This is a genomic window from Roseibium marinum (assembly GCF_002906165.1).
GTDB classification, from domain to species: Bacteria; Pseudomonadota; Alphaproteobacteria; order Rhizobiales; family Stappiaceae; genus Roseibium; species Roseibium marinum.
Map to the genome: position 1 here is coordinate 245,848 of NZ_PPCN01000004.1, position 25,015 is coordinate 270,862.

Here is a 25,015-nt window from a genome sequence, read left to right on the forward strand (position 1 = left end):
TAAGAACATTCAAAAAAAACATCCAACTGATTTACTATTCCAAGATCAACATCAAAGGTTGCAGGTTCAAAATAAAGACATACGATTTTCATGTAACTGAAATGAAGTCAAAAAAATACACATTCGCGAACAAATTGCGACGCCTAAATAATTTTATGGTACAATTTATTGTTCAGAAAATATTTTTGTAAAATAACAGCGGCATAATTGAGAAATATCACGATAAATTTCATAAATATATTTGCAAATTCTATTCATTATAAAATAAATTAAGTATAGATTAAATAGCATTAAATAAAACTACTTCTCAGAATTTCCCTTACCCGTACCCCTATTGAGTGAAGTCAACCAATAAGCAACCAAAGGTTTCATCAGCGTTGTATGCTGTGCCCCACCAAAGCGAGTCAGTTCCCTCGCTGTCAGGAAAAAGCGTGGCTCCGCCGAGCTATTTTCACTCCGAAAGGCACAACCGGATCCGTTCTGCCTGCCTGACACTCACCTCCCGCCGTACAACGGCAAGCCCCTGTCGAAGGGCAAAGATCGGAAAAGGTCTGGAGCAACGGCCCGGCAAACTTTTTACGATCCTGAATGCGATGTGCCGGCCGTCACAGGCTGGTCCCTGGTGCCTCCCCTACATGTGTCGTGACCGCGAAGGAGGACTTCGCTGACATGACGTGAGACCCGCAGGAGATGTGCCATGTTTCCACGAACCCGCCCCTCTTCAACGGCGACAGGCCGCTCGCTGTTTCTTGCCGCCAAAAGACTGTTGTCGGTGTTTGCCGGTTTTGTTGGCGTTGCGCGCGCGTTCAGGTCCGAATGGGGCCTTCTCAGCTTCCCCGAAACCATGACCAAGGGCTCCTTTTTGCGCCGGCACGATCTGCGCGGATGGTTCGACCATGAACCGGCGCCGCGAAAAGAACGCGATATACCTTCGCCGAAGGGCCGGGGCCACGCGCCCATGCAAACGGAAAATGCCCGGGTCCTGACAAATTCCCGAGCGGATTCAAACGGTAGCGACAACGCCGAACGGCTAACGCCGGACATGCCCCGGCCCGCAACGGTGGCCGGCGGTATCAAACAGCAGTCTCCCGGCGCCTTTGTCCGAGAATGACTTGCACGGAACACGGAGACTGTGATGCTGAACAAACCGGAAAGCGGTACGCCTGCGACGGCTTTGCCTCCCCTCGACGAACCCGCCCGTCACACAGGAGCGACCCGGATCCTGCACTGGCTTGTCGCCGCCCTCGTTCTGGCGACCTGGCCCCTTGGCCTCCTCATCGGCTTCGTCAAGAATGAGGTTTCCCTGGACTTCTACCTGCTTCACGAGAGCTTCGGCTTCCTGGTCCTCTGGCTCATGCTTGTGCGCGTGGGAAATCTGATGATCGCCCGCAAGCCACCGGCTGACGGGCCGTTCATCGAGCGCTTTGCCGCCACCAGCGTGCACGGCCTTCTGTATCTGTTTCTGATCATCATGCCGGTCAGCGGATTTCTGGCAACCAATGCGCACGGATTTCCGCTGACATGGTTTGGAATCCTGCCGGTCTGGAGCCCGATCGGAAAGTCGCCGGACATCGCCTGGACGCTTTCCGGCATCCACGCCTGGAGCGCCTGGATTCTCCTGGGTCTGTTCGCCCTGCATTTTGCCGCGGTGCTGTTTCACCACGTCATCAAGCGCGACCACACGCTTTACAAGATGCTCTGACGCGCGCTCCGTCTGCTACGAAGGCATCCTGCCTTCAACTGAACGCAGGATGCTCCAACACTTTGAAATCGATCAACTCGCTCACCTCCAATCGAGCCCGGTTGGAGGTATGTCACCTGGCGCGAACCGCGGCGCTACCTGATCGCGGCAATGCTCTTTCTAAAACGCAACCCCGCGAGGGCGAACAGCGCCAGACCGACAACGGTCACCATCAGAAAATGCGGCCAGACAATGTCGATTCCGGCACCTCTGTAGAGGATTGCCTGGGCGAAGCTGACGAATTGTGTCGAGGGTACGAGACGCATCACGTTCTGAAGCACGACCGGCTGGCTTTCCAGAGGCGTCTCTCCTCCGGAAAGCAGCATCATCGGCAGAATGAGCAGGATGAACATCAGACCGAATTGCGGCATGGAATGGGTCACCGTGCCAAGCAGAATGCCGAGAGCCGAGGCAAAGAACAGATAGAGGGCGACACCCGCCAGAAACAGGGGGATCGACCCGGCAATGGGCACGGACAGAACGCTCTCCACAATCACCCAGAGCGCGAAGGATACCGCAAGGATGATGACAAGCCCGTTTGCCCACACCTTGGCCAGCATGATCTCGAACGGAGCAAGCGGCATGACCATCAGGTGTTCCAGGGTGCCGTGCTCGCGCTCGCGGATGAATGCCGCACCGGTCAGCACCACGGTCAGCATCGTCACGTTGTTGATGATTTCCATCACGCTGGAGAACCAGGGGCTGGAAAGATTCGGGTTGAAGGCAAAGCGGGTGACGAGCGACAGGGGCAGCGATGCATCCTGCCCCTGTTCCTTTCCGTAGCGCTCGATCTCCTGGGCAAGAATACTGGCGATATGGTTCGCGCCGATCCCCGCCTGCATTGTCGCGGTGGCATCGATATTGACCTGGATTGCCGGACGGTTTCCCCTGACCACATCCTTCTCGAAATCCGGCGGGATCACCAGGATGAAGGAATAGCGGCGCGTATCCAGTCCGGGGTCGATCTCGTCGAAGGAGATGAGTTCGGGCCTGCGGAACTCCGGTTTCAGAAAGGCCTGGCTTATTCTGGTGGAAAGCTGGGAACGGTCCTCGTCCACTATCGCGATTGCGGCGTTGTGCAGATCCGTCGAAAACCCGGTTCCGGCCGCATAGATCCCGACGCTGAAGGACCAGCCGATCAGGATAAGCAGCACCGCATCCCTTCTGAGGCTGTAGAGTTCCTTCATTCCGAGACGCAGAATATTCTGGAGGCTGTGCATGTCAGGTTTCCTGCTTGGCCAGGAGAATGACGCTCAGGGCGATCAGAACGGGTCCGGCGGGAGCCAGGGCCAGGAAACTGGCCGTCAGGTCGGAGAAGGACAATCCCTTGGTGAACGTCCCGACGCTGATCGTCAGGAAATGGGACATGGGAAAGACCGCGCCGATGACCGCGCCAAATCCATCGAGCGTATTGACCGGCTGCATCATCCCCGAAAACTGGATGGCGGGAAGCGTCGTTCCGATCGCGGTTGCCGCAAGCGCGGCGACTTGTGTCCGGGTCAAACTGGAGAAGAACAGTCCGAACGCCGTGGAGGCGAACACATAAAGGACCGCGCCCGCAACAAGGGTCGTCAAACTGCCTTTGACGGGCACACCGAACACTGTCACGGCCATCGCCGTCATCAGGGCGAAATTGACAAGCCCGAGGAGAACATACGGCAGTTGCTTTCCCAGCAGGAACTCCAGTTTGCTGACGGGCGTGACATAGAGGTTGGTAATGGACCCCAGTTCCTTCTCACGCACCACGCTGACGGCCGTCAGGATGGCCGGTATGAATATCAAAAGCAGTGCGATTACCGAGGGAACCATGGAATAGACGCTCTTGAAGTCCTGATTGTAACGGAACCGGGTCTCAATCACGGCTTCGAGGATTTCCGGTCGTTCGCCGTAAAAACGGCTATACTGGTCCAGCATGTATTCCTGGTGCATCCCCGCGACGTATCCGGCGGTGGTCTCGGCCCGAAAAGGCATGGCGCCATCGATTGTCGCGGCGATTTCCGGGCTTTGCCCGCGCAGCAGGTCGCGGCCGAATTGCGGGGGGATCTCGATGGCGAGGACGATATCGCCGCTCCGCAGGCGCTTTTCCATGTCGGCATGATCCGCCAGGGGGGCCTGCCCGGAAAAATACCGCGATCCGGAAAGACCTTCGAGATACTGGCGGCTCTCCACCGAACGGTCGAGATCCAGAACCGCGTAGTTCAGGTTTTCAACGTCTGTGGTGATCCCGAAACCGAACACCATCAGCAGGATCATCGTCCCAACCAGGGCAAAGGCCAGACGAACCGGATCCCGCAGCAGTTCCTTGCTCTCGCGCTGTGAATAGGCGCTCATCCGGCGCAGGGAGAACCCTTTGCGCGGCGCGGCAACCGTGGCAGGCTGCACCGCTTGCCTGCCCGCCTCTTCGAGCGCCTCACTCTCCGGCCCGGTTCCGATCGCTTCTTCCAGATATCCGATGAAGGCGCCTTCCAGCGTCTCCGCACCACAGGCTTCAACTAGGGCCTCTGGCGTATCGCAGGCCAGAACCTTGCCGGCATGCATCAACGATATACGGTCGCACCGCTCACCTTCATTCATGAAATGCGTGCTGATGAAAATCGTCACGCCCTGATTGCGCGACAGGTCGATCAGCAGTTCCCAGAACACGTCCCTGGCAACCGGGTCGACCCCGGAAGTCGGTTCGTCGAGGATCAGCATTTCCGGCTCATGGACAATCGCGACGGCCAGCGAGAGACGCTGGCGCACCCCAAGCGGCAGTTTTTCCGGCAGATCGTCCAGATGGGAGCCGAGATCGAAGCGCTCGATCAGCTCGCCGATGCGCCGCTCCGCCTTGTCGGGCGCCAGGTGAAAGAGCTGCGCGTGAAGAACGAGGTTCTGGCGCACCGTCAGCTCGCTATAGAGCGAGAACGCCTGCGACATGTAACCCACGCGCTTGCGGGTATCGACCCCGTCCCCACCCACACTCTTGCCGAACAGCCAGGCCTGACCGCTGGTTGGCTTCAACAGCCCCGTCAGCATCTTCATCGTTGTGGTCTTGCCGCAGCCGTTGGAGCCGAGAAATCCGAAGATCTCCCCACGCTCGATCTCGAAGCTGACGTCATCGACGGCGGTGAATGCACCGAACTTCTGGACAAGATTGCTGGCAACAATAGCCTTGTCATGATCGGCGAAGGATCTTGGCGGAATCTCCAACAACCTGTGATCCCGCCGATCCTCCTCCGGCAGAAGCCTGACAAATGCCTCCTCGAGATCGCTCGCCCCTGCCGTTTTGAGGATCTCCGCGGGCGTTCCTTCCGCCAGTACCTTGCCGTCGTTCATCGCCACCAGCCAGTCGAAGCCGGACGCCTCGTCCATATAGGCGGTTGCGACCAGAACGCTGACATGCGGACGGTCCCGGCGGATGCGGGCGACCAGGGACCAGAACTGGCGGCGGGAAAGTGGATCGACCCCCGTTGTCGGTTCGTCCAGAATAAGCAGATCCGGATCGTGGATGAGTGCGCAGCACAGTCCGAGCTTCTGCTTCATTCCGCCCGAAAGCTTGCCGGCCGGACGCGCGAGAAACGGCCTCAGTCCCGTGCTTCGGGTCAGATCGTCAATGCGCGCGCGCCGTTCCGCAACGCCCTGGTCGAAAAGCTGGGCGAAGAATTCCAGATTTTCCCGGACCGTCAGATCCATATAAAGGTTCTTGCCGAGCCCCTGCGGCATATAGGCGATGCGCGGCAGCACCTTTCTCCGGTGGCCCTTGTCCGCCATATCGCCGCCAAGCGCCGTCACCGTTCCCGTCTGGATTTTGCGCGCGCCCGACACCAGGGCCAGAAGCGTCGACTTGCCGACCCCGTCCGGCCCCAGGAAACCGACCATGCAGCCGGCGGGAATATCCAGGGTGACGCCGTCCAGCGCAGCCGTTCCGCCATAAAGATGACGCACCCCGGCCAGGCTGGCGACCGGTTCGGCACGACGTTCGCCCGGTAAATCCGCGGTCATGAAACACTCCTGCATCAGGTCACCGACCGCCTACTTCACGGAAGGCAGATGCACCGCGAGATCCGCGGGCCACGCCGTCCCGGGCGCCATCATCACATAGGCCACTCCGGGAAGCCCGGTGCGCACCTTTTCGATGTGTTCCTTCAGCAATTCCGCCGGAATGCTGATCTTGATCCGGAACATCAGTTTCTCGCGTTCGGTCCGGGTCTCGACCTCGCGCGGCGTGAACTGGGCGTCAGCGGCGACGAAAGAGACGTTTGCCGGGATGACATATCCGGGCGCCGCATCGAGAACGATCCGCGCCTCCGCCCCGATGTAAACCAGGCCGACTTCCGTCGTCGGCAGGAAGATGGTCATGTAGACATGCGCAAGATCGAGCAGGGTGATCACCCGCCCTCCTACCGAAAGCACTTCCCCGGGCTCCGCCAGCCGGTACTGAACCCGCCCGGCGATCGGTGCCTTCAGCTCCGCTTCCTCAATGAGGGTTCCGATCCGGTTCACCTCCGCACGCGCGGCTTCCACCAGGCTCCCGGCATTATTGAACTGGGCCTGAGCCGCCGCCAGCGCTGCTTCCGCCGTTTCCTTGGCGGTCTGCCGCTGGTCCGCCTCCTGCTGGGAGATGTGTCCCTTGGCCACGAGTGTCTGTGACCGCTGCAACGCCTGGGCAGCGTATTTCAGCTCGCTTTCCCTCTGCGCGGCCAGGGCTCTTGTCGACGCCACGAGATCCCTGGCCGCGGCGACATTCGCTTTTGCTCCGGCGAGCGAGGACTGAAGTTCGTCCGTGTCGATACGGGCCAGAAGCTGGCCTTCTTCGACAAGATCTCCCTCATCGACCAGCACCTCCAGCACACGTCCGCCGTTTTTAGTGGCGATCTGCACGGTCTCAGCCTCGATCCGGCCGTTCCCATAGGCAATCTCGTCCGGCAGCCTGTCCCGGTTCACATACCACCAGTATGAGCCCCCTCCGACGGCTGCCAGAAGGAGCAGAACCGGAAAAAGAACCTTGAAATTGAGAGACATGGTTGCATCGCCTTGGGTTTGCAGGACCCCGGAAGACATCGGCAATCCGTGGTGAAACGCATGAATAATATAAAGACGGCCGAACTATAGCGCGGCGATCCATCCATGGAGTTGAGGTAGCGCAAATCTCCCGGCGGCGACACGAAAAACCGGAACGAAGTACAAATCCGGTCACGCAATGCGGTCGACTCCAGGCATTTCTCCGGAAACGAGCCTCAGGAGCCCGCCGCTTCCGGCAATCCCGCACAGTGTCGCCCGTCACACGTTTCTGAACGAAAAGCGACTAAATCAACCTGATCAGCGATGAGGAACCTTACCGCTGAGACCCTGCAGGAGATCCAACATGTGTCGGCAGTGCCGGCAGGAGACAGGGCGGCTTCCCGGGAAACCACCGGGAGGCAACTCCCTTTGATCTGTCCGTTGCAAAACCGCCCTCACCGATACGCACCGTTTCGCGTTTCTGTTTTGGCGAAGACGTCACCGCGCGATCTGAGCACCGGATTTTCACTGATGAACTTGAATGAATTATTGCCCTCGAAAGGAAGGAAAAATGGTTTTTGACTACGCCCCACCGGCAGGAAAATATCCTGGCCGTCCAAACGGACCGGCATTCGACACCCGGAATCCGGTCGCCCTCTGGCGGAAAATCCTCAATTTCAGGATGTTCTCCCGGAACCGGAAGGTCTACGGGGAGCTTCTGGATTTGCCGGACTACCTGCTCGATGACATCGGGCTCTCGCGCTCGGATGTCATGGCGGCGAGGCTCAGACAATCGCAGCACAGCCTGAACCGCCGATAACAGCACATTCCCCAAAGAGCCCGGCCCCAAAAAGCCCAGCCCCAAAAAGCCCGGCCCCAAAGAGCCAGAATCGTTCCGAAGTGGCTATTGCAGAGGTCCTGCCGAACGGGATCCCGCGTCCCACCGCGGTCGCCCCGGCGGCGGAACGGGTGGACGGAGGTTTTCCTCCGTCCATTTCCTTTAGATCACGGACTTTTAAATGAGGACGGTCTGCACCGCCTGGCAATCGGGCCGAATTCCACCTTATTGGAATCTACACCTAAGCCTCGCCACTCGCCGCAACCTGATCCTGGCCGTTGAGGACACCGGGCCGAAGCGCACCGGCCTGAAGCGATGTCCAGAGCGCGATCTGGACGTTCTGCCGCCTGCCGCGGATGGCGACGGCCTCCAGCCGGGGCGGAACCAGAGTGCACCGGTCTGCCGCGGCAATCAGGGTCGCGGACAGGGCAACCGAAGCCTGGAAGGCCTTGCCGGTTTCCATCAGACGGCTGGCGACATTGACGCAGTCCCCGGTCGCCGCGATCTGCTGCTGGGTTTCATGACCGAGACGCGACAGGACCACCGGGCCGTAATGGCCGCCGATGCGGACATCGTTGATATCCTCGCCAAGGTCGGACGAAACGATCCAGTCCTGAACCGCTGCCACAAGATCGAAGGCACACAGACAGGCATCGGAAGCGTCCCGCGACCGGGCATCGGGGATACCGAAACAAATCATGGCGCCGTCGCCCATGAAGTCCAGCACCACGCCGTGATGCCTGGCGGTTTCATTGACGACAAGCGTGTGAAAGGCTTTCAGGACATCGCGCGTGCCGGCAGGTCCCAGCCGTTCGGTCAATCCCGTGTAACCGGCGAGGTCGATGAACAGGATCGCGACGTCCTGCTCCACCGGACGAAGCAGGAAGCCAGGATCCTCCGCGATACGCCTTGCCAGACCCGGTGCCTGAAATCGGCTGAGGGCTTCATTGGCAACCGCGAACCGGCGGGTCTGACGCCGGTCGAAAACCTCACGGATAATCGCAATCATGACAAGGGGCGGCAGGCTTGCCGCCACCGGAAGCGCGCCGTTAAACCAGTACCCCTGCCCATAGGCGAAGGTAATGACGACGAGCCAGAAGCAGACGAGCAGAAGATAAAGGATTGTCGCCTGCGCCAGCGGCAGCAGAACCACCGCGATCATGGAGATCAGCACGATTGAAACCGCCGCAATCGCGTCGATGCGCCGGACGGTGCTGTTCCTGACGAGAGCCGTACCGTCGAGGAGGTTGGCGACGCCGGTTGCCAGAACTTCGACACCCGGAAGGATCTGGTCGAACGGTGTGCTGAACCGGTCGCCCACACCGGTTGCGGTCGCCCCGACCAACACCAGACGGCCTTCGAGCGCGCCCGCCGCCACGCTGCCGTCGTAGACGGATTGCGCGCTCACCGTTCTGATCGTCCCACGCGGTCCGTAGTAGTTGAGCGGCAGGTGCCAGGCGAAGTCGAGAGGCTGGAGCCTTTCCCGCAGGCGGACTGCATTTCGTGTGAGCGTGGGATCCGGACCGAGATAGCGTCCCGTCGCCGAGAGCACGAAGGAGGGAACCGGGCCGTCTTTCGTGGCGAAGACAAGAGGGATATGACGCGGCGTGCCTCCCGCGTCCGTGGATACGTTGACAAGTCCCGTGGCGGCCACATTCCTCAAGGAAGGCAGCGGATTGAGCACATTGTCAGGTTTGGGAAGATAGGATCCGCCGGTGCGCTCGTCCGCGAATTGCCCCGCTGCGGCGATAACCGCCGGAAGTGTGCCCAGCGCGGCGGCAAGATTTTTGTCCCCGCCATTCGGGGCGTTTCCCGTCAGTAGAATGTCGATTGCAAGCGTCCGTGCACCGGCCTGCCTGATCTTGTCGATCAGCCGTGCCAGGTCGTCCTGTCCGACCGGATAGCTGCCTGTGCCTGCCACGGTTTCATCGTCAATCGCGACAATGACGACTTCATCGGAAGCCTTGCGCGGTCCGTTGATCAGAATACGCAAATCAAGCAGAACCGTTTCAGCCCGGTCCAGCACGCTTGCCCGGCCTGAAAGATGCGTGTGAACGAGCCACCCGGTCCAGATACAGCCGACAAGGAGAGCGACGAGCGCAAGCCTTATCGGTAGTCTCGATTTCATCGCGCGAAGCGGGCAAGCAGCCTTTCGGCTTTTTCCTGCGGCCATTGTTTCGCGATCAGGGGATTGTCTTCCGTGACTTCCACACCTTCACCGTCAGACAGCGTCACGAGGTCCGAGCCGTCCGGCCGGGACACCGCGACCTTTCCGCGAACGACGAACACGGAAGTCATCTCCCGTGTTACGTCCACGACAAAGATCGTGCCCCGAACCGCGGCGATTGCATGAGGGGTGAGTATCTGAAAAGGTCCGCTGTCCGGCTCGACCTCGATAAGCACCGCATCCTCGGTAAGTTGGACCGCCGCGGGGCGGTCCTGTCCCGGAGAATTTTCAACCGCGATTTCGGCGGCTGCTTCCGCTTCGAACACAAGTCCGTTCGCGCACTGGTAGACGATCCTGGGCGGATTGGGCACATTCGCCTTGACGCAACCGTTGACGTCCTGAGCCGCGCCTTGCGTACAGGCTGCAGCCAGAAACAGGGTTGCCGTTAAAAATGTTTTTATGCGTATAGTTGACATGATTTTCTCAATAGGGTTCTAGAAATAAGTCTATTCGTCCTGTGAATTTTGGCAATGCTAGGGTCTGTAGACAATTAGGTTTGGCTCGCGGCGCGAGCCGGATTTCGGTGTCCGAACAGGAGGAAAGTCCGCAGTGGTGCCCCCACCACAAGGACTTTCCGACGCAGTCGGGACCGAAATCCGCCGCGTCTCGAAGAGATTTGGCGCAAAACGCCCATTTCGGCGTCGCAATGTCTTGAAAGGGAACACCCTTCCTGCGACCTTGCTTCTTGAACTGAGCGTTTTGCATCCAAACCTCGACCAAATCCTTATTGTCCACAGACCCTAGGTCCAAACCTCACAAATCAGACTGAATTTTCGCGGCAAGTGGCCTGAAGCCGACCGGACATGCGCTAAGCGGATATCCTGCCCGGGCTCGGGAGCATTGCCGCAGCAAATCGAAACCGTTTTTGCCGCGCTTCGAGTGAGACAGGAGCTTATCCGGCTGCAGCGTCGCAAAGCGTCGGAAAACAGACGGTTCCCGGCACTTGTGCGCATCTTATCGCAACAAACTCGTTCCTGCCCCTTCAATCTCTTTTATAAGGGTAGGTCCTAAGACACCTGTAACGTTGTAGCCAGCGTTGTACAGCGAGAAAAATGTGAAGAAAGTGTAGCAGATGACCGCAGACGAGGCCGTAAACAAGGAAAAGCTGTTGGGAAAAAGCTTTATCTTTGAAGCGCTTGATGAGCAGTCCCGGCGGGACCTCACCGCCTTTGCCCATGTCAAACGCTATTCTGCCGGTGACACGGTCTTTGACATGGGAACGCCCGGCCAGAGCATGATGGCCATCGCCGAAGGCACCGTGCGTGTCGCCATGCCGACGCCGAACGCCCGCGATGTCACGCTGGCGGAGCTGACAACGGGGGATGTCTTCGGAGAAATAGCCCTTCTGGATGGCGGCGAACGCTCGGCGAATGTGCGCGCACTGACCAATTGCACGCTGGTGGTGCTCGAAAGACGCGCCTTGCTGGAAGTCCTGCAACGCAATCCGGCATTTTCCATCCGCATCATCGAACTGCTGTGCAAGCGCGTCAGGCGGTCGGACGAGCGGATGATGGAAATCGCATTCCTCGGGTTGCCCGCGCGCCTCGCCCGGCTACTGCTGCGCATAACCGTGGCCGCACCCGGAAGCGAGGAAAAGCCCCTGACGAAATTGTCGCTGTCCCAGTCCGAAATGGCCTCCATGATAGGCAATACAAGGGAAAACGTGAACCGTTGCCTGCGCAAATGGCAAAAATCGAACCTGGTGGACCTGAAGGAGGGCTGGCTCATCCTGCTGGACCGGAAGGGCCTGGAGGCGATTGCCGAAGGCGAGTAGTTAGGCCCGAACCTCGGGCAGGATCGTGTGAACACGGAAAACGCGCCGGTCCTCAGGGGGCAGGCAACGGATTTCCCGACAGAATTTTCAGGGCCTCGACCGTGTGGTGTTGCGCGTCACATGTGCTGCCAGGGGGGCAAACCTAAGTATTGGTTATCGGCGGAAACGATTTCGCCGGGACCAACACAAAGGCAAAATCCTGATGTTCAAGAAAGCAATTCTCACCACCCTGGCGATCATCGGCCTGGCAGCGGCTCTGTCCACGACCTCCGCATTCGCCGGAAGCCATGGTCACAAAGGCGGCTACCACCACAAGAACCACGGGTATCATCACAAGAACCACGGCTACCACCACAAGAACCGCGGTTTCCGCCACAACAATTACTGGTACCGCCACAACACCTACAAGGTTCAGCGTGGCAACAACTGGCAGCAGCATGTGGCCTGGTGTTCCGACCGATACAGATCCTACCGCGCCCAGAACAACACCTTCCAGCCATTCAAAGGCCAGCGCAGGCTGTGCAGCTCTCCCTACTTCAAGGGCTGACTCTGCCGAATAGCTGACTGCTTGGGCTTCCCCCTGCCCGAGACCTCCACCCGGTGAATGCCGGCGACACCCCCGGCTGAAGCCGGGGGTTTGTTTTTGCGCACTGCGTTGCTCTGGAGCGTGTCACGTTCAAGCGGATTCACGGGTTCAGGAAGACCCCGAGACAGCGTTGGCACTGCAAATGCGTTGGGGCAATTTCCTGAATTCAATTCAACGCGGCCTGTTCTAGATCTCGTGTTTCTCGAGGAACGCGCTGATGGCATTCAGGCAGACCTGCCATGCAGGTTCCTGGTCGACCAGGATATGGTTGTGACTTTCCAGCGGCACGAATTGCGCGCCCGGGATGCCCGAGGCAACCGCCCGGCCCTCGTCCAGCGGGATCCGCTGATCATGCCTTGAATGCAGAACGATGGTCGGTGCCCGCACATCCGCCAGCCGGTGGCGGACATCGATATGGCCGAAGGCGTCCTGAAAGCGGGCTGCATTTCGCGGCGACGTTGTCAGCCGCTGGAATTCGTCGAACCAGGCCAGCGTTTCCGCACTCGCCTCGGGCATGAAGGTCTGCGAGAAGATATGCCGGTAGGCGGGATTGTCGGTTCCCCATCCAAGCTCGGTCAGGGTCAGCACCGCTTCGCGCCTTGCTTGTTCTTCCGGGCTGGCAAGATGCCGCCAACCGGCCGCATAGCCACCAATCAGGATCAGCCCGGACACACGATGCGGATGCCGCACGGCATATTCGATCGAAACCGCGCATCCCTGTGAGATGCCGATCAGCGGGAAGCGGTCCAGGCCCAGTGTATCGGCTACTGCCTCCAGATCCTCGACAAACGCATCGAAACTCAGATCCTTCACGTCCCAGTCGGACAGACCGCAGCCGCGCTCGTCATAGCGGATGAAGGTGCGGCGGCGGGCGATCTCGGCGAAACTCCTGCCCCAGATCGGGCTGGACCAGTCGAATTCAAGATGGTTCAGCCAGTTCGCCGCTTTCAGCACCGGAGGCCCGGACCCGATACTCGCAAAGGCGATCTTCGTACCGTCGGCAACCTCGCAGAACCCGATGCGCTGCGCCCGCAGGGCCCGCGCCCGCGCTTCCTTGACCCGCTTCTGGGCATCCTGCGTTCTTGTTTCGGAAGCACCTTGATCCGGCCTCGTCGCGCGCGCGCCTGCCGCTCCCCCGGCGCTCCTTTCAGCGTTCATCCTGGCGGCCGACTGCCGATGGGCGTCCGCGCCGTCGGGATCGGCTTCCGCCCACAGCCGCATCCACTTTCTGGCGGCGATCGAGCCGGTGTCCGGATGGGTTGCGAGCCTTTTCAGCACCTCCACCTGCGCGGTCCGGGCGTCCTCCCGCTCCGCCGTCAGCCAGGCGTCGAACGTGTCGTCGCCGGCGCCATCCAGACCGTCGAGCAGCACCTGTTCCAGCCGGCGCGCCATCTGTTCCAGGTCCTCGACCGCAGGCGGATTGTCCCTGTCGCGCAATCTTGCATGAATATCGGTGATGTCGATCTGGATGCCGCCGGGCACGAACTGCACCCGTTCGCGATCGGCAACGATCCTGACCTCGTCCGGCCCATCGACGGTCTTGCGCAACTTGCTGAGCGCCCAGCGCAATGCCGCCTTCGGATCGTCGGGAATATCCCAGAACAATTCGCAAAGACGCTCCCTGCGGTGCGGCCGCCCGGTTGCGATGAGAAAGGCCAGCAACGCCCGGGCTTTCCGGGAAGCGGGCAAGGAGACCTCTTCACCCGAAGACATGACCCGCAATTCGCCCAAGAGAGAGATCTCCAGGTCCTGAGACATCCGGGGTTCCTGACTGAAAAAAACAACGCAAGATAGGCATAATTACCACTATCTCGACAACGCTGACAACAACGGTAGACGAATAACGAACGTCTCCCCTTGCCCATCCACTCAGTCGAGGGAAAAACCCGCCGTCCACCTCTGACCGTCCGTATCAAAGCCTGCCGCCCGGCAGACCCGTGAAGGTCGCACTTGTGTACAGTTCATCGGCTGCAGGACCGGATTCGGTCTTGCGGGTTGCGCTTCAAAAGCCGTGTCGCTATTCACCTAGATCGCTTCGGCCAAATTTCAGCTGAAGCGAAGCGGGCGTGATGGAATTGGTAGACATACCGGACTTAAAATCCGGAGGCCCTAGGCCGTGCGGGTTCGAGTCCCGCCGCCCGCACCATTTCGACCTTTCCCAGGTAAAGGTCTGGCAACGCCTTGAAGGGCAAGGTGTGCTTCTGCCGCCTGATCCGGGCCATCAGGCTCAAGTGCCTCAGAATTCCTGCCGGCCAATTACGGCCATTACCTCGACGGCGGTGTCTGTCACTTTGAAGTAGATGCTGTGAACACCGCAATTGCTGCGGCGATAACCTGGACGGATATCGTCTACGGCGGCATATAGAAAAGGCGTGTCGCGAAGTTGCTGTAAATGGTCGATCAGTGCGTCATAATAAAGGTCCGCGCGTTCTTCACCCCATTGCACAAATCCATACTCATAGATCGTCGCCAGATCACGTTCCGCCGATAAGCTGGTCTTGAGCTTATATTTTGGCGGCATTCTTGAGCCTTGCCTTGGCATCGGCGCGTATCTGATCCGGCAAGCGTTCTGAAAATCCGCTTTCCTCCGCTTCAATCAGCTTCTTGCGTATGGCCTCGACCTCACGGGCTTTGCGGATAAGGTCGTTCACAACTTCGCTCTTGCTCGTATATTCCTCGCTATCGACCTGGGCTTTGAGCCATTCGTCATTTGGACGGGTCAAGGAAATACTCTGTCTCGTCATCTTCGGATCTCCATGTGACATACAGAAATATTGGTGTAATTATACACCAGCTACGCATCACGGAGCAATTTATAGATCTCGCCCGGAACATCTGTCCATGGCAAAGCCGCGGACATCCGAGATCGCAAGGACTGAACGGCTGTTTTCCGTATTTGATCAGCCCGCCGGAAGCCGCATGTGCCGGTTCGCGGAGCGGGAGAGAGCCATTCCCGTCACTTTACCGCAAGTGGAACTGGAAATTGCCACTCCGTGACTGTATGTGATCATGTGAGACAGAAGAACAATCAACGGTGCCGGGCTGCACGACGAACCTCGATCGGGCCGGTGCGTTCCAGCTGCAAGACACGAGTACACGATGGTCAGTTACATTGACGCCGCAGAAGCTCCCCTGAAGAACACCGGTCAGGTCCGCCTCTACGGCCCCGCGGATTTCGAGGGCATGATGCGCGCCGGCCAGTTGACGGCTGCCTGCCTCGATGAACTCGCCGATATCGTCAAACCCGGGACGACCACCGAGGAAATCGACGATTTCGTCTATCAGTACGGCATGGACCACAACGCCATTCCGGCGACGCTCAACTACCGCGGCTATACCAAGTCATCCTGCACCTCGATCAATCACGTGGTCTGCCATGGCATTCCCAACAACAAGGCTCTGCGCGAAGGCGATATCGTCAATATCGACGTGACCTTCATTCTGGACGGCTGGCATGGCGATTCAAGCCGCATGTATCCGGTCGGTACGGTCAAGCGCGCGGCCGAGCGCCTGATCGACGTGACCTATGAATCGCTGATGCGCGGCATCGAGGCGGCCAGGCCCGGCAACACCACCGGCGATATCGGCGCCGCGATCCAGACCTTTGTGGAAGCCGAGCGCTGTTCGGTGGTCCGCGATTTCTGCGGCCACGGACTGGGGCTTCTGTTTCACGACACCCCGAACATCCTTCATTACGGACGCCCGGGCGAAGGCGTCGAACTCAAGCCGGGAATGATCTTCACCATCGAGCCGATGGTCAATCTGGGGCGTCCCCATGTGAAGGTTCTCAGCGACGGCTGGACGGCCGTGACGCGCGACCGGTCCCTGTCGGCCCAGTTCGAGCATTCCATCGGCATCACGGCGGACGGATGCCAGATCTTCACGACCTCGCCCAAGGGACTTCACAAGCCCGGTCGTCCGGACGATTAGGTCTCCGATCATGGGAGCCGAAGATCACAAGGGGCATCGCCAGAGATTGCGGGAAAGGTTCCGCAATACCGGCGCGCAGAGCCTCGCCGACTACGAGCTCCTGGAATTCCTGCTGTTCTCCGCCCTGCCCCGCCAGGACACCAAACCGATCGCCAAGGCGCTTCTCAAGCGCTTCGGGTCCTTTTCCGCCGCCCTTGCCGCACCCAGAGCGCGCCTCAAGGAAATCGACGGGCTTTCCGACATCAGCATCGACGCTCTGCAGGCGGTCCATGCCTCCATCGCCCGTTACCACCGCGCGGAGCTGGACAAGCGCCGGCCACTCGACAGCTGGCAGAAGGTCATCGACTATCTGCAGGCCTCCATGGAACATTCCGACGTGGAACAATTCAGGGTGATTTACCTGGACAAGAAAAACGGCCTGATCGCCGATGAAGTCCAGCAGACCGGCACGGTCGATCATACGCCGGTCTATCCGCGCGAGGTGATCCGGCGGGCGCTGGACCATTCGGCAACGGCCCTCATCCTGGTTCATAATCACCCCTCCGGCGATCCCACTCCCTCGCGTGCGGATATCCAGATGACCCGGAAGATCATCGACATAGCAAGTCCGCTCGGCATCGAGGTTCATGACCACATCATTGTCGGCCTGAGAAAGAATGTGAGCTTGCGCGGCCTGCGGCTGATCTGACCCGTATTGCAAACTCGAACCGGGTCAACGCGCGAAGCCCGCCGAACCGCGGATCACCGGAGATCGCGGAAACCCATTACTGAATGATTTCTTTGAAATTTCCGCAGATGTTCTCACTCCGCTTTACTGTAATTTTACTATGAACCTAGGGGCATTCCTTAACCCGGGTGGACGATATTGGCCCAAATTCAATTGGGCGGCAGATGAACTATTCGGTAAAAAATTCAGGCGGGCAGATTGCAAGTGCGATCATCGTTCCGATGGTCGTCATTGTGCTTATTTCCGTAATCGGCATTTTCGGCGTGATGCACTGGTCCGCCCGTCTTTCCGATCGAAATGCCGAACAGTCGCAGCACACACTCATTGCCGGTGCCATGCAGCTCTCACAGAACTACCTGGTCAAGCAGCAGACCGGTGTGGTGATCTGGGAAGAAGCGTATCACGTTGTCAATCAGCCGGATCCGGATGCAAGCTGGATTTACAACAACATGACGCACTGGCTGTACCAGAACCACGGCTTCAGCAAATCGATCCTGTTCAACCGTGCATTCGCCGTTCAGAACGTTTATGCGCATGACCTCACCAAGATGTGGATGACACCGGACCTGATTGAAGACCTCCGGCCGGCCATCGCCAAGGTGCGCGCCCGCTACATCGTTTCCATGAAGAAGACTCCGTCCGGCCTTTACCGGTTCGCCCCCGAATACAGCGAAACCCGCCGGTCGATCGCCGAGACCGGCGTCACAAGCATAAATGGCCGGCCTCACCTGTTCACCGCGTCAGCCGTCGTGCCGCAGATCCTGTCCATTTCCAAAACGCGCCGTCCGCCGGCGACACTCGTGAGCCTGGTGCCGCTGGATGGGGAGAAACTGGACGATATCGCGGAAATGTCCCGTCTGGACGGGTTCGCCCTGGCAGGCTCACAGACAGGCCGGAACGGTGCCGGCCGGTATCTGCTCCACTCGCCGCGCGGCAGGAACGTAGGGGTCCTGGGCTGGAACACCAATCTTCCCGGCAGCCAGATGCTCGACCGGATCACCCCGTTCCTGGCGCTGGCCGCCTTCATGATCGCCGCTGTGGTGATCGCCGTGATCGTCTTCACCCGGCTGATGACGAAACGGCTGGCAAGGAGCGAGGCAATGGCCGTTCATGCGGCGCGCCATGACGCTCTTTCAGGGCTTCCGAACAGATCCAGGTTCCATGCGCTTCTGAAAGGCATCCTTGAAAAAGGCTTCGGAAAAAATACCAAGGCCGCCGTGGTCTACATCGACCTGGACCACTTCAAGGACATCAACGATACGCTGGGCCACTCCGCCGGTGACCAGGTGATCGTCGCGGTCGCGCAACGCTTGAAGCGGGTCATTCCGGATGCCTCTATCGTCTCGCGGATCAGCGGCGACGAATTCGCCATGGTGATCCGCAACTGTGAAGATGACGAATGGCTGGAATATATCCTGGACCAGGTTCAGGACGAGATCGGACGCCCGGTCATGATCGGCAGCCGGGAGCTGTTTGTCAGCCTTTCCATGGGCGTGGCGGTCGCGCCCAGGGACGGAAACGATCCCGACGAGCTGCTGCGCAAGGCCGATATCGCCCTGTACGATGCCAAGGCCAACGGCCGCAACCGGCGCTCCTTCTTCGAAGCGAACATGGAACACCAGGTCCAGTCCAGGGACAGGCTGTCCCGAGATCTCCGCCTGGCGCTGAAGAATGACGAACTGGATCTCGCTTATCAGCCGCAATCCGACACCGGCGGCCGGCGGATCGTTTCGGTCGAGGCACTGGCCCGCTGGACCAAGGCGGACGGCACTATTGTCTCCCCGGCCCAGTTCATTCCCGTTGCCGAAGAGACCGGCCTGATCAACGAACTCGGCATCTGGGTGCTGAACAAGGCCTGCGCCAAGGCGCATGACTGGCCGGGCGTGATCGTCGCGGTGAATGTCTCCCCCAACCAGTTCAAGCATCCACGTTTCGTGGAGAAGGTCATGGCGATCCTTGCGGCGAACAATCTGCCGCCGCAGCGCCTCGAGATCGAGGTCACCGAAAGCGTGTTCGCCGGGCGCAACGATTCCGTTCTCAAGGCGCTGCGCCGGTTGAAGAACCTCGGCGTGAAGGTGGCCCTCGACGATTTCGGCTCCGGATATTCCAGCCTGAGCTATCTGCGCCGCTTTCCCTTCGATACGCTCAAGATCGATCGCGATTTTCTGTCCGGCATGAATGGCAATCCGGAAGCGGAGGCCATCCTGGTGTCGATCATCCAGCTCGGCAAGGCACTGGGAATGACAATCGTCGCGGAAGGTATCGAAACGCTCGAACAGCTCCGCTTCCTGCAGGCGCATGATTGTCACCGGATGCAGGGATTTTACATCTCCAGACCGCGTTCCGAATCCGACCTTGCAACGTTTCTGGCGGACTTCAACGGAGACAGCACCGGCGGTTTTGGAACAGATCTCAGCTACCAGCCCCGCGAAGCCGGCGCGAATTTCTAAAGCTCCTCCCGGCAAGATTGACCGGATGAGGATCGTCAGCCTAGACGGCGCCTGAAATCGGAGGCGAAAGAGGCAAAACTCGTGAAGGGTGCGGTCTTCGCCATGTCCATCCAGACACCGGCCGGTTCCTCCGTGGCCAATCGAAGGCCCGTCAGGCCGAATTCCGTGCGTACCATGTCGCGGAACCAGGCGGCATGCTGATGCTGGCGCCGCAGGTCGAGAGTGCCGCTTTCCGCCAGATGGGCGTGGTGCCTGTCGGTGAGCGCGGCAAGCTCCTGAATGCCCTGCGCGGTTGCCGCCGAAACCTCGCACACCGGAACCTGCCAGGACCTCGATCCGCCTCCGCTGAGTGACAGCGCTCCGCTGACATCGGAGGCCGCCCTGCGCGCCAGAACTCCCATATCCGCCTTGGTCACGGCGACCACATCCGGCAATTCCATGATGCCGGCCTTCATGAATTGCAGGCTGTCGCCGGAACCGGGCTGAATGCACAAGATGACCGTATCGACCGCCTGCTTGAGATCGCCTTCCGACTGGCCGGTACCGACGGTTTCCACGATGACGCGGTCGCAGACGGCTCTCAGGACAGCGATGGCCGCAACCGCGTGGTCGGAAAGCCCGCCCAGCCGATCACGAGCCGCCATGGAGCGAACGAAGACGTTTTCATCGGACGGATCGGTCTTCAGCCGGGTGCGGTCGCCAAGAAGAGCTCCTCCCGTCAGGGCCGAGGACGGGTCGATGGCAAGGACGCCGACCTTCTTGCCCTCCCTCCTGTAAGCCTTGATGAGGGCATCGCTCAGGCTCGATTTGCCGACGCCGGGCGGGCCCGTCAATCCGACGACCTCGGCGCGCGGGCTCATGCAGATGCGGTCGAGGAAAGCAGCCGTTTCGGCATCTCCGGCATGTGTTTCCAGCCTGGATAGCACCCGTGCGAGCAGCAGTTTGCCCCCCGCACGCAGGTCTTCCAGCGAGGGGAATGGCCCGCTCATGCCGTCATTCCGGCGACGATCGCCTTGTCCCCGCGCCGCATCGTTCAGCCCGACCTGGACTTCAGGGCAGATTGCGCGGCGGCGAGCCGGGCAATCGGTACGCGAAAGGGCGAGCAGGACACATAGTCGAGCCCCACCTCTTCGCAAAAGCCGATCGAGGCGGGATCGCCGCCGTGCTCACCGCAGATCCCCAGCTTGATGTCCGGCCGGGTGGAGCGGCCGCGTTCCACACCGATGCGGATAAGCTCGCCGACCCCTTCCTGATCGAGGGACACGAAAGGGTCCTGTTCCAGGATGCCCTTCTTTTGATAGGTGCCGAGGAACGAGGCGGCATCGTCGCGCGAGATGCCGAAGGTGGTCTGGGTAAGATCGTTGGTTCCGAAAGAGAAGAATTCCGCGGATTGCGCGATTTCAGCAGCCTTGAGCGCAGCGCGCGGCAATTCGACCATTGTGCCGATCTGATAGGTCAGCTCGGCCCCGGTCTCCTTCCTTACGGCAACGGCCATCGCTTCGATGCTTTGCCGGACCAGGTCCAGCTCCTTCTTCAGGCCGACCAGCGGCACCATGATTTCCGGAACGACCGGTGCGCCGGTCACCTTGGCGGCTTCCACCGCGGCCTCGAAGATCGCCCTGGCCTGCATCTCGGCGATCTCCGGGTAGGAGACCAGCAGACGGCATCCGCGATGGCCAAGCATCGGGTTGAATTCCTCCAGGGCAAGGGCCCGGTCCCGCAGCAGTTCGGGATCGGCTCCCATCGCCGCGGCGACTTCGGCAAGCTCATGGTCCGTTTTCGGCAGGAACTCATGCAGCGGCGGATCGAGCAGGCGGATGGTCACCGGCAAGCCATGCATGATCTTGAAGAGTTCGACGAAATCCTGCCGTTGCATCGGCAGCAGTTTGGCAAGAGCCGCGCGCCGTCCCTCCTCCGTCTCGGCGAGGATCATCTCGCGCACGACAACGGTGCGTTCCCCCTCGAAGAACATATGCTCCGTCCGGCACAGGCCGATCCCTTCGGCTCCGAAGTCGCGCGCGACCTTGGCGTCCTGAGGTGTCTCGGCATTGGCGCGCACCTTCATCCGCCGGACCTTGTCCGCCCAGCCCATCAGCGTACCGAAATCTCCCGAAAGCTTTGGCTGGAGCATGGTCACTTCTCCGGAGAGGACCTGGCCGTTCGCCCCGTCGATGGTGATGATATCGCCCTCTTTAAGCTGGCGTCCGGCCGCATTGATGACGCCGTTCCGGTAATCGATGCGCAGCATTCCTGCGCCGGCGACACAAGGCTTTCCCATGCCCCGGGCGACCACGGCCGCATGGCTGGTCATGCCCCCCCGGCAGGTCAGGATGCCCTCGGCGGCATGCATGCCGTGAATGTCTTCCGGGCTTGTCTCCACCCGCACCAGAATGACTTTCCTGCCCTCGGCCTTGGCTTCTTCCGCGGCCGCGGACGTAAAGACGATGGCTCCGGAGGCCGCTCCCGGCGATGCGGGCAGGCCGGTCGTCAGCACGTCGCGTTCCGCCTTTGGATCGATGGTGGGATGCAGAAGCTGATCCAGCGCGCCCGGTTCGACCCGACCGATCGCCTCTTCTTCACCAAGCAGACCTTCGGAGACCATATCGACTGCGATCCGAAGCGCGGCCTTTGCCGTCCGCTTGCCGGCGCGGGTCTGCAACATCCAGAGCTTGCCGTCCTCGATGGTGAATTCCAGATCCTGCATGTCCGTGTAGTGGGCTTCCAGCCTGGCGCAGTAGGACTTGAACTCGGCGAAGGCTTCGGGCATCAGCGCTTCGAGCGAGGGACTGGTCGAACCGGCTTCCAGCCGCGCCTTTTCGGTGATGTCCTGCGGAGTACGGATCCCGGCGACAACATCCTCGCCCTGGGCATTGACCAGAAATTCGCCGTAAAGCGCGTTTTCTCCGGTGGACGGATTGCGCGTGAAGGCAACGCCGGTGGCGGAATTCTGGCCCATATTGCCAAACACCATCGCCTGGACGTTGACCGCGGTTCCCCAGGTCCCGGGAATATCGTGCAGCCGCCGATAGGTAACCGCGCGCGGTGTCATCCAGGATCCGAAAACCGCCCCGAGCGCGCCCCACAGCTGCTCCTGCGGGTCCTGCGGAAACGGTCTTTCCAGTTCCTCTTCCACCAGCGCCTTGAACTTTTCGATGAGACCCAGCCAGGCATCGGCGTCGATTTCGGTATCCAGCGTCAGCTCGTTGCATTCCTTGTAGTCCTCCAGGATTTCCTCGAATTCGTGATGATCGACCCCCAGCACCACATCGGAATACATCTGGATGAAGCGGCGGTAGCTGTCGTAGGCGAAGCGGCGGTCGCCCGCTTCCAGGGCAAGGGCTTCAACGGTCCGGTCATTCAGTCCGAGGTTGAGCACGGTATCCATCATGCCGGGCATGGAGACGCGGGCACCGGAGCGGACCGAAACCAGGAGCGGCCGCTCAAGGCCGCCGAACGTCCGGCCGGTCGCCGCGCCGATCCTGTCCAGCGCTTCCACAACTTCGGCGGCAAGCGTCTCCGGATAGGAATTGTCGTGATCGTAAAACCAGGTGCAGACTTCGGTGGTAATCGTGAACCCCGGTGGAACAGGCAGGCCGAGGCTGCTCATTTCAGCAAGATTGGCGCCTTTTCCACCGAGAAGGTTGCGCATTTGCGCGGCGCCTTCCGCAGACCCGTTGCCGAAACTGTAGACCCACTTGCCCATATCAACTCTCCTAGCATTGCGCAGGGAACGTCCGCGCCTCCTGTTGCAGGGCACATACCTGCTACGGCAAATCACCGTCATCAAGCCCTTTTAGGCCGAAATCCGCTTCCTCGCACTCCAAGCTCCGAGAATTATGACGATTGGCAAAATTGAAAGGATTTAAACCCTCAGAAAGTTATCCCGGCTGCCTTGCCGGTCAGCCTTAAAGACGCCATTGTCAAAGGCAATAAGCAACAATCGAACCGGCTTAGTAAACGGAAGTGCGAGGAATGATGACACAAGTGACCGGCGCCGTTGCCAGGATGGACCGCAGGCCTTTCAAACTGAAGCTCCTTGCGCTGGTGAGCGCAATCGCCCTTCTTCCCGCCGCGGCCGGCGCTGAAACGAATGCCCGGGCCGACACCTTCGGCACCCCCACCGACCTGCCGTTCACCCTGTCCGGAAGCTATTTGTCCGGACGCCTTGCCGGTTTCGAGAAAGATTACGCTCAGGCTGCCGCCTTTTATGAAGAATCCCTGGCCGCCGATCCATCCAACTCCATGCTTCTGGAACGCACGTTTCTTCTGAAGCTGGCCAATGGCGACGTCGAGCAGGCGGTCGTCTATGCCGATGAAATGGAAAAAGGCGGACTGGAGAACTTCCTGGCCCAGATCGCCGTTGGCGCGCAGCGCATGGTTGAAGGCAGCTACGTGGAAGCGGAAGCTGCGCTGGCGAAAAGCAGAAACGGCCCCCTCGCCCAGTTGTCCGTCGGCATTTCCCGCGCATGGGCGCTTTACGGCGCTGGACAGACCGACGCAGCAGTCGAGATGATCGACGCTCTCAGCGGACCGGACTGGTTCGAGGTCTTCAAGGCAACTCACAAGGCCCATCTCCTGTTCGCCGCCGGACGCAACCAGGACGCCCTTGAGACGATTGAAGGCGCCTACGAGATCGACCAGGGCGCCATTCGCGTCGTGGATGCCTATGCCCGCATTCTGGCTGCCAACGGCCGCCAGAAAGAGGCGTTCGACGTCCTCAACCAGTATGACCAGCAATTCCGCGGTCACCCCAAGCTCGACCAGACGAGAGCACTCCTTGAAAGTGGTGCCGTCATCCCGCCGCTGGTCACCGAACCGGCCGAGGGCATGGCGGAGATCCTTTATGGTCTGGGTGCCGTGATCGGCCGCGACGGCGGCGAGGAACTGTCGACCTCCTATCTGCAGCTGTCGCTTTACCTGGACCCGAACGCGGAATTCGCGGCCATCGCGCTCGGCGCCGTTTTCGAACGCATGGAACAGCCCGAACGGGCGATAGCCGCCCTGACGAAAGTGCCCGATGACAGTGTCCTGAAACGCGAAGCCGAGATCCAGGTCGGGCTCAACTACAATTCCCTCGACAAGCTGGAGGAGTCCCGGTCGCATCTGCAGAAACTGATCGATCAGGATCCCTCCGACCTCGAAGCGGTCGTCGCACTCGGCAATATCCTGCGATCCCATGAGATCTATGACGACGCGGAAGCCACCTACACCAGGGGCCTGGACACGATTTCCGAACTGGGGCCGCAGCACTGGCTGCTGCTTTATTTCCGCGGCATCAGCCGTGAACGTCTGGACAAGTGGGACCTCGCGGAAGCCGATTTCCGCAAGGCGCTCGAGCTCAACGACAACCAGCCGCTGGTCCTCAACTATCTCGGCTATTCGCTGGTCGATCAGGGCCTGAAGCTCGACGAAGCGCTCAACATGATCAAGACCGCTGTCCAGTTGCGGCCTTCGGACGGTTACATCGTCGACAGTCTGGGCTGGGTCTATTACCGCCTCGGACGCTACGAGGAAGCGGTCAAGGAGCTTGAGCGGGCAATTGAACTGCGCCCCGCCGACCCGGTCATCAACGACCATCTGGGCGATGCCTACTGGATGGTCGACCGCCGCAACGAGGCCCGGTTCCAGTGGAACCATGCGCGGGACCTCGGACCGGACGACAAGGATCTGCCCAAGATCCTGGACAAGATCGCGAACGGCATGCCGGATACGCCGGTGACGGACGCCGCCAAGGCGGAAAACGACAAGAACGGCGGCTGACC

At 60.1% G+C, this 25,015-nt stretch carries 18 protein-coding genes, 1 tRNA gene and 1 pseudogene; 10 read left to right on the forward strand and 10 right to left on the reverse strand.

From position 1 onward, the window contains the following. The first annotated feature begins 697 nt into the window (after positions 1-697). A complete protein-coding gene (locus CLV41_RS12075) occupies positions 698-1,111 on the forward strand; it encodes a hypothetical protein (protein ID WP_103222587.1) in 414 nt (137 codons plus the stop codon). A 24-nt stretch (positions 1,112-1,135) separates the two neighbouring features. Next, entirely contained in the window at positions 1,136-1,702 is a 567-nt protein-coding gene (locus CLV41_RS12080) for a cytochrome b (RefSeq protein WP_103222589.1), read from the forward strand. A 134-nt stretch (positions 1,703-1,836) separates the two neighbouring features. On the opposite strand, the gene CLV41_RS12085 is transcribed toward CLV41_RS12080, so the two are convergent. From CLV41_RS12085 to CLV41_RS12095, 3 genes are read right to left on the reverse strand one after another with little or no spacing between them, the layout of a single operon-like run. Further along, a complete protein-coding gene (locus CLV41_RS12085) occupies positions 1,837-2,961 on the reverse strand; it encodes an ABC transporter permease (protein ID WP_103222591.1) in 1,125 nt (374 codons plus the stop codon). A gap of 1 nt (position 2,962) precedes the next feature. Continuing rightward, positions 2,963-5,737, reverse strand: coding sequence for a ribosome-associated ATPase/putative transporter RbbA (gene rbbA, locus CLV41_RS12090; RefSeq protein ID WP_456238941.1), 2,775 nt, complete (start codon positions 5,735-5,737; stop codon positions 2,963-2,965). A gap of 15 nt (positions 5,738-5,752) precedes the next feature. Next, complete coding sequence (locus CLV41_RS12095; RefSeq protein ID WP_103222593.1) at positions 5,753-6,742, reverse strand: HlyD family secretion protein; 990 nt, start codon at positions 6,740-6,742, stop codon at positions 5,753-5,755. Between the two features lie 550 nt (positions 6,743-7,292). Between CLV41_RS12095 and CLV41_RS12100 the strand changes: the two genes are divergently transcribed. Further along, positions 7,293-7,541 (forward strand): DUF1127 domain-containing protein, encoded by a 249-nt coding sequence (locus tag CLV41_RS12100; protein WP_170107172.1) that lies wholly within the window; start codon positions 7,293-7,295, stop codon positions 7,539-7,541. Between the two features lie 259 nt (positions 7,542-7,800). Here the strand turns inward: CLV41_RS12100 and CLV41_RS12105 are convergent, their stop codons facing one another. Next, positions 7,801-9,687: a CHASE2 domain-containing protein gene (locus CLV41_RS12105; protein WP_103222597.1), complete on the reverse strand. Its 1,887-nt coding sequence runs from the start codon at positions 9,685-9,687 to the stop codon at positions 7,801-7,803. Next, positions 9,684-10,202 carry a FecR family protein gene (locus CLV41_RS12110; RefSeq protein WP_103222599.1) on the reverse strand — a complete coding sequence of 173 codons (519 nt, stop codon included), beginning with the start codon at positions 10,200-10,202 and terminating at the stop codon, positions 9,684-9,686. Before CLV41_RS12110 ends, CLV41_RS12105 begins: the two co-directional genes overlap by 4 nt. Positions 10,203-10,858: 656 nt before the next feature. Between CLV41_RS12110 and CLV41_RS12115 the strand changes: the two genes are divergently transcribed. Together CLV41_RS12115 and CLV41_RS28390 are read left to right on the forward strand one after the other, a co-directional pair. Further along, positions 10,859-11,560, forward strand: coding sequence for a Crp/Fnr family transcriptional regulator (locus CLV41_RS12115; RefSeq protein ID WP_103222600.1), 702 nt, complete (start codon positions 10,859-10,861; stop codon positions 11,558-11,560). Positions 11,561-11,996: 436 nt separating this feature from the next. Beyond that, positions 11,997-12,107, forward strand: a pseudogene (locus CLV41_RS28390) (BA14K family protein); the annotation flags it as partial. Positions 12,108-12,332: 225 nt separating this feature from the next. Here CLV41_RS28390 and CLV41_RS12125 read toward each other — a convergent pair. Beyond that, positions 12,333-13,904, reverse strand: coding sequence for an alpha/beta hydrolase (locus CLV41_RS12125; protein WP_103222604.1), 1,572 nt, complete (start codon positions 13,902-13,904; stop codon positions 12,333-12,335). Between the two features lie 302 nt (positions 13,905-14,206). On the opposite strand from CLV41_RS12125, the gene CLV41_RS12130 reads away from it, so the two are divergent. Further along, positions 14,207-14,292 (forward strand) — tRNA-Leu (locus CLV41_RS12130). A 90-nt stretch (positions 14,293-14,382) separates the two neighbouring features. On the opposite strand, the gene CLV41_RS12135 is transcribed toward CLV41_RS12130, so the two are convergent. Both CLV41_RS12135 and CLV41_RS12140 read right to left on the reverse strand, forming a co-directional pair. Beyond that, positions 14,383-14,667, reverse strand: a complete 285-nt coding sequence (locus tag CLV41_RS12135) for a type II toxin-antitoxin system RelE/ParE family toxin (RefSeq protein WP_170107173.1) — start codon at positions 14,665-14,667, stop codon at positions 14,383-14,385. Next, positions 14,651-14,890, reverse strand: a complete 240-nt coding sequence (locus tag CLV41_RS12140; RefSeq protein WP_103222606.1) for a ribbon-helix-helix domain-containing protein — start codon at positions 14,888-14,890, stop codon at positions 14,651-14,653. The genes CLV41_RS12135 and CLV41_RS12140 overlap by 17 nt, the downstream gene beginning before the upstream one ends. Positions 14,891-15,245: 355 nt before the next feature. Between CLV41_RS12140 and map the strand changes: the two genes are divergently transcribed. From map to CLV41_RS12155, 3 genes are all read left to right on the forward strand, one after another. Beyond that, positions 15,246-16,076, forward strand: a complete 831-nt coding sequence (map, locus tag CLV41_RS12145; RefSeq protein ID WP_103222608.1) for a type I methionyl aminopeptidase — start codon at positions 15,246-15,248, stop codon at positions 16,074-16,076. Positions 16,077-16,086: 10 nt separating this feature from the next. Further along, complete coding sequence (gene radC / locus CLV41_RS12150; RefSeq protein WP_103222611.1) at positions 16,087-16,764, forward strand: RadC family protein; 678 nt, start codon at positions 16,087-16,089, stop codon at positions 16,762-16,764. Between the two features lie 203 nt (positions 16,765-16,967). Next, positions 16,968-19,253 (forward strand): bifunctional diguanylate cyclase/phosphodiesterase, encoded by a 2,286-nt coding sequence (locus CLV41_RS12155; protein ID WP_103222613.1) that lies wholly within the window; start codon positions 16,968-16,970, stop codon positions 19,251-19,253. Positions 19,254-19,288: 35 nt separating this feature from the next. Here the strand turns inward: CLV41_RS12155 and meaB are convergent, their stop codons facing one another. Continuing rightward, on the reverse strand, positions 19,289-20,242 hold the full coding sequence (meaB, locus tag CLV41_RS12160; protein WP_103222615.1) for a methylmalonyl Co-A mutase-associated GTPase MeaB: 954 nt from the start codon (positions 20,240-20,242) through the stop codon (positions 19,289-19,291). Positions 20,243-20,286: 44 nt separating this feature from the next. After that, on the reverse strand, positions 20,287-22,956 hold the full coding sequence (gene ppdK / locus CLV41_RS12165; protein ID WP_103222617.1) for a pyruvate, phosphate dikinase: 2,670 nt from the start codon (positions 22,954-22,956) through the stop codon (positions 20,287-20,289). Between the two features lie 269 nt (positions 22,957-23,225). Here ppdK and CLV41_RS12170 point away from each other — a divergent pair, with 269 nt between their 5' ends. Further along, positions 23,226-25,013 carry a tetratricopeptide repeat protein gene (locus CLV41_RS12170; RefSeq protein ID WP_103222618.1) on the forward strand — a complete coding sequence of 596 codons (1,788 nt, stop codon included), beginning with the start codon at positions 23,226-23,228 and terminating at the stop codon, positions 25,011-25,013. Positions 25,014-25,015 lie beyond the last annotated feature (2 nt).

Excerpts from the sequence above, each read along its gene's own strand:
- CLV41_RS12170 (WP_103222618.1), top strand. The coding sequence starts at position 23,226 with ATGATGACACAAGTGACCGGCGCCGTTGCCAGGATGGACCGCAGGCCT.
- CLV41_RS12085 (WP_103222591.1), bottom strand. The coding sequence starts at position 2,961 with ATGCACAGCCTCCAGAATATTCTGCGTCTCGGAATGAAGGAACTCTAC.
- map (WP_103222608.1), top strand. The coding sequence starts at position 15,246 with ATGGTCAGTTACATTGACGCCGCAGAAGCTCCCCTGAAGAACACCGGT.
- CLV41_RS12100 (WP_170107172.1), top strand. The coding sequence starts at position 7,293 with ATGGTTTTTGACTACGCCCCACCGGCAGGAAAATATCCTGGCCGTCCA.
- ppdK (WP_103222617.1), bottom strand. The coding sequence starts at position 22,956 with ATGGGCAAGTGGGTCTACAGTTTCGGCAACGGGTCTGCGGAAGGCGCC.
- CLV41_RS12140 (WP_103222606.1), bottom strand. The coding sequence starts at position 14,890 with ATGACGAGACAGAGTATTTCCTTGACCCGTCCAAATGACGAATGGCTC.
- CLV41_RS12105 (WP_103222597.1), bottom strand. The coding sequence starts at position 9,687 with ATGAAATCGAGACTACCGATAAGGCTTGCGCTCGTCGCTCTCCTTGTC.
- CLV41_RS12155 (WP_103222613.1), top strand. The coding sequence starts at position 16,968 with ATGAACTATTCGGTAAAAAATTCAGGCGGGCAGATTGCAAGTGCGATC.
- CLV41_RS12135 (WP_170107173.1), bottom strand. The coding sequence starts at position 14,667 with ATGCCGCCAAAATATAAGCTCAAGACCAGCTTATCGGCGGAACGTGAT.
- CLV41_RS12080 (WP_103222589.1), top strand. The coding sequence starts at position 1,136 with ATGCTGAACAAACCGGAAAGCGGTACGCCTGCGACGGCTTTGCCTCCC.
- radC (WP_103222611.1), top strand. The coding sequence starts at position 16,087 with ATGGGAGCCGAAGATCACAAGGGGCATCGCCAGAGATTGCGGGAAAGG.
- CLV41_RS12115 (WP_103222600.1), top strand. The coding sequence starts at position 10,859 with ATGACCGCAGACGAGGCCGTAAACAAGGAAAAGCTGTTGGGAAAAAGC.
- rbbA (WP_456238941.1), bottom strand. The coding sequence starts at position 5,737 with ATGCAGGAGTGTTTCATGACCGCGGATTTACCGGGCGAACGTCGTGCC.
- CLV41_RS12110 (WP_103222599.1), bottom strand. The coding sequence starts at position 10,202 with ATGTCAACTATACGCATAAAAACATTTTTAACGGCAACCCTGTTTCTG.
- meaB (WP_103222615.1), bottom strand. The coding sequence starts at position 20,242 with ATGAGCGGGCCATTCCCCTCGCTGGAAGACCTGCGTGCGGGGGGCAAA.
- CLV41_RS12075 (WP_103222587.1), top strand. The coding sequence starts at position 698 with ATGTTTCCACGAACCCGCCCCTCTTCAACGGCGACAGGCCGCTCGCTG.
- CLV41_RS12125 (WP_103222604.1), bottom strand. The coding sequence starts at position 13,904 with ATGTCTCAGGACCTGGAGATCTCTCTCTTGGGCGAATTGCGGGTCATG.
- CLV41_RS12095 (WP_103222593.1), bottom strand. The coding sequence starts at position 6,742 with ATGTCTCTCAATTTCAAGGTTCTTTTTCCGGTTCTGCTCCTTCTGGCA.